This is a genomic window from Aestuariivirga sp. (assembly GCF_044239095.1).
Classification (GTDB): domain Bacteria; phylum Pseudomonadota; class Alphaproteobacteria; order Rhizobiales; family Aestuariivirgaceae; genus Aestuariivirga.
This window is the reverse complement of sequence record NZ_JBIICB010000371.1, coordinates 1-3,224: the sequence shown is the minus strand read 5'-3', so window position 1 is coordinate 3,224 and position 3,224 is coordinate 1. Positions and strand designations below refer to the sequence as shown.

Sequence of the window (3,224 nt, the reverse complement as noted above, 5' to 3'; positions counted from 1 at the left end):
CGCCGCTGCTTGGGCTTCCTGTCGACGTAGGGTTGGGCAAGACCTCCGCTACGCGTGAAGCCATCACCCGCCTCATTGCCTCCCGCGCCCTTGGCGGCCGCAAGGTGGTGTTTGCCGTCCCCCGGCACGATCTTGGCGCCGAACAGGTGGCGGCGTTCCGGGAGATGGGCGTCAGCGCCATGTTGTGGAAGGGGCGCACCGCGCCGGATCCCGCGCCGCACAATCCCGAACAGCTCATGTGCCTCGACCCGGGCGCACCCTTCGATGCCCTCGAGGTCGAGCATCCCGTGGAGCAGAGCTGCTGCAAGCTCAGGCAGGATGGCGTCACGCTGCTCTGTCCGCTTTACGGCAAGTGCGGCTATCAGCGCCAGAAGCCGCTGGCGATGGACTCCGAAGTCATCGTCTGCGCCCATGACAGCCTTTTCCACATGAAGGCCGAGGCAATCGGCACGGTGGGTCTCCTCGTCATCGACGAGGGTTTCTGGCAGGCCGGTCTCCGGGGACTCGATGGCAAGGCGAAGCTTACCCTCGACGGGCTGGAACCGGTCCGCTGCTCGCCCGCTTGCTACGATGGCAAGAACAAACTCCACATAGCCAATACCGCTGATCTCGTGGCCGCCCGCATGAAGCTCTGGAAGGCGCTTCACGTGTCGGAGCCTGGCGTCCTGCGCCATGGGCTCCTGGCGGCGACCGGGCTGACCGTAGAGGAGTGCCGGACGGCTGCTGCCCTCGAGCGTCGCCGCCTTCGGGATGCCGGGCTGCTTCCCGGCATGGACCCGGCGGAACGCCGCGCCCGGATCGCGAAGATCATGCCGCCGGATGGCATGCCATGGGCGCCGCCAGGGCGCTGCGCGATCCTTTGGCTCATTATCGCAGAAGCTCTGGAAAGCGGCAACGATGCCGCGGGCGTCGAACTGTTCCATGAGCGCACCGAAGCGGGTTCGGTCAAGTCGCTGCGTCTGCGCTGGCGCTCCCGGCTGCGGAGCGGCTGGGCCGCCGGTGTGCCGATCCTCCACCTCGATGCCACGCTGCGATCTGAACTCGTCGAACCTTATCTGCCTCACATTGAGATCGGGGCGCTCGTGGCAGCGCGGCAGCCTCATGTGCGGGTGCGCCAGGTTACCCAGAGCCCCACCTCCGCCAAAGCCCTGACGCCCCCCGCAGAAGCCCCTGCGCGTGATCAGAAGGCTGCGGCCAATCATCTTCGCGATCTCATGGCCTGGATCCGGCTTCGCGCCCGGCAGTGCCGCCGGCTGGACACTGACATGGATGTGCTGGTCATCGGCCAGAAGGCGGCCATCGGCGCCCTGCGCGCCAAAGGCTTGCCCCCGAACGTGGACGCCGTCCACTTCAACGGACTGAGCGGCCTCGACCGCTGGGGTGGCGTCCGATGCCTCATCGTGCTGGGGCGCACCCTGCCTGCACCGATCACCGCCGAATGGAGCGCTGTGGCGATCAATGGCCGCGTTCCTCTACGAAACCCGGAAGACGCGGGCTGGTGGTATCCGCTGACGGAGAGGCGCATCAGGCTGGCGAGCGGCAGGACACTTCCCCTCATGGTGGAAACCCATGCCGATCCCATCGCCGAGGCCATTCGCTGGTCGATATGCGAGGGCGAGCTCATTCAGGCCATCGGGCGCGGCAGGGGCGTCAACCGCACGGCCGAAACACCGCTCGATATCGATCTCCTCACCGACGCCGTCCTGCCCCTCACCATCCACGAAGTGGTCCCCTGGCAGCAGATTAGCCCATCCCGCCATGACCTGATGGCACTAGACGGTGTCGTGCTCGAGAACGCAGCGGACATGGCCAGATGCTTTCCCGATCTCTGGCCAAGCCGCGACGCAGCGAAGAAGGACAGCCAGAGGAGGGGGACAAATTGCTATTATAAGGATCTCTATAATAGCAAATTGTCCCCATCCTCCGCGTGGGTGACTTACCAGCCCGAGGGCGCCGGGCAGCGTGCCCGCACCGCGCTGTTCGATACCAGCATCATTCCCGGCCCGGAAAACTGGGTTGCCAAAAGCCTCGGCCCGCTCGCGCGCTTTGAGGTCACTCAGCGTGCTGAACATGTGGATGCGGCTGATGGCGAGGTCAAGGCCCCTGTCCATTCCGACACCCACATCAATGAACCCGAAGGCGCATCGAATACGCCGGACAAGGATCCCGCCGTAGGTGAGCAGGCCGGTGTGCCGCCCCATGCGCGTGATGTTCCAATCCCCCCCTAAAACTCAGGAGATCTCGTCATGACTGACAATCCGTTCAATACGCTGCGCGTCTATCGGAGTAGGATGTTCCAGAATGTTCCCCTTCGTGGTGTCTCACGTCATAGGCAGCACCTGTACCGCTCCAACGTCCGAGCACTCTGTTCTCCACCCTTCGGAGGGCATGTTCCAGTCGGGAACATGCCCCAATGGCGAGAAACGAACAGCAATCGACGATTTCGCGCCACCTCGACGAGCCCCGCGCACGTTTTCTCTAAACATAGCTCCACCTGCGCCACCCTGCTGCGCGAGGTGACGTCATGAAGTGGCTCCCCCGCGGCTATGGCGGCGAGCGCCGGTCGCCCGAGTGCGTGAAGCGTGAGGGATGGCGTGAGCAGGGACTGCTCGCCGTCACGATTGATGACCAGCGGCTGACCTGGGTCGAGCGTGAACTGGTCAAGCAACTGGGCGAAAAGCTCTACGGCAAGCGGCCTCTTCTAAAGGAGGTGCGGTGATGGCCCCCGGACGCAAGAGGAAACCCGGCAAGCGCTACGCCTGTGGCAAGCGCACACGGCAGGAAACGGAGAGGGACGCAATGAGCGTGGCCATCGATGCACGGCGCCGCCATTTCGGCGTCACCGCGAAGCAGGCGAAGGACGAGAGGCTTGGCAGCGCGCTGGGGCGGTTGGCCTTCCGCGAGTTGATCAGCGAAACACAGTACCAGGCAGGCGTGGCGTTTGCCGAGTTGTACCGGCAGCACCACGCAGTGTGTGGCCTGCCTTCGCCCAGCCCACGGTCGATCGCAGGGCTGCTCGTCAACGAAGGCATCTTCGGGGCCAGCCCCAGCGAGCCGGTGCTGGAGGTCATCGAGAAGCTCAAGCGGCGTTTCAAGTCCGCCACCGACGCACTCGATGCTTGCGACCGTGAACATCGAATGTCGCAGGGCCGCCGCCCGACGTTGCTGGTCTACCGTATCATCTGCACCGATGAGGATGCCATGAACTGGCCGGAGGAGGATAT

General features: G+C 64.6%; 2 protein-coding genes and 1 pseudogene. All 3 read left to right on the top strand.

Annotation, left to right across the window (positions count from 1 at the left end; genetic code table 11):
• The coding region (locus tag ACILRA_RS21335) for a hypothetical protein (RefSeq protein ID WP_395664056.1) at nt 1-2,228 on the top strand (2,228 nt) is incomplete at its 5' end.
• A 296-nt stretch (nt 2,229-2,524) separates the two neighbouring features.
• On the top strand, nt 2,525-2,719 hold the full coding sequence (locus tag ACILRA_RS21330) for a hypothetical protein (protein WP_395664055.1): 195 nt from the start codon (nt 2,525-2,527) through the stop codon (nt 2,717-2,719).
• A pseudogene (locus ACILRA_RS21325) lies at nt 2,719-3,224 on the top strand (hypothetical protein); the annotation flags it as partial. The gene ACILRA_RS21330 and the pseudogene ACILRA_RS21325, both read left to right, overlap by 1 nt.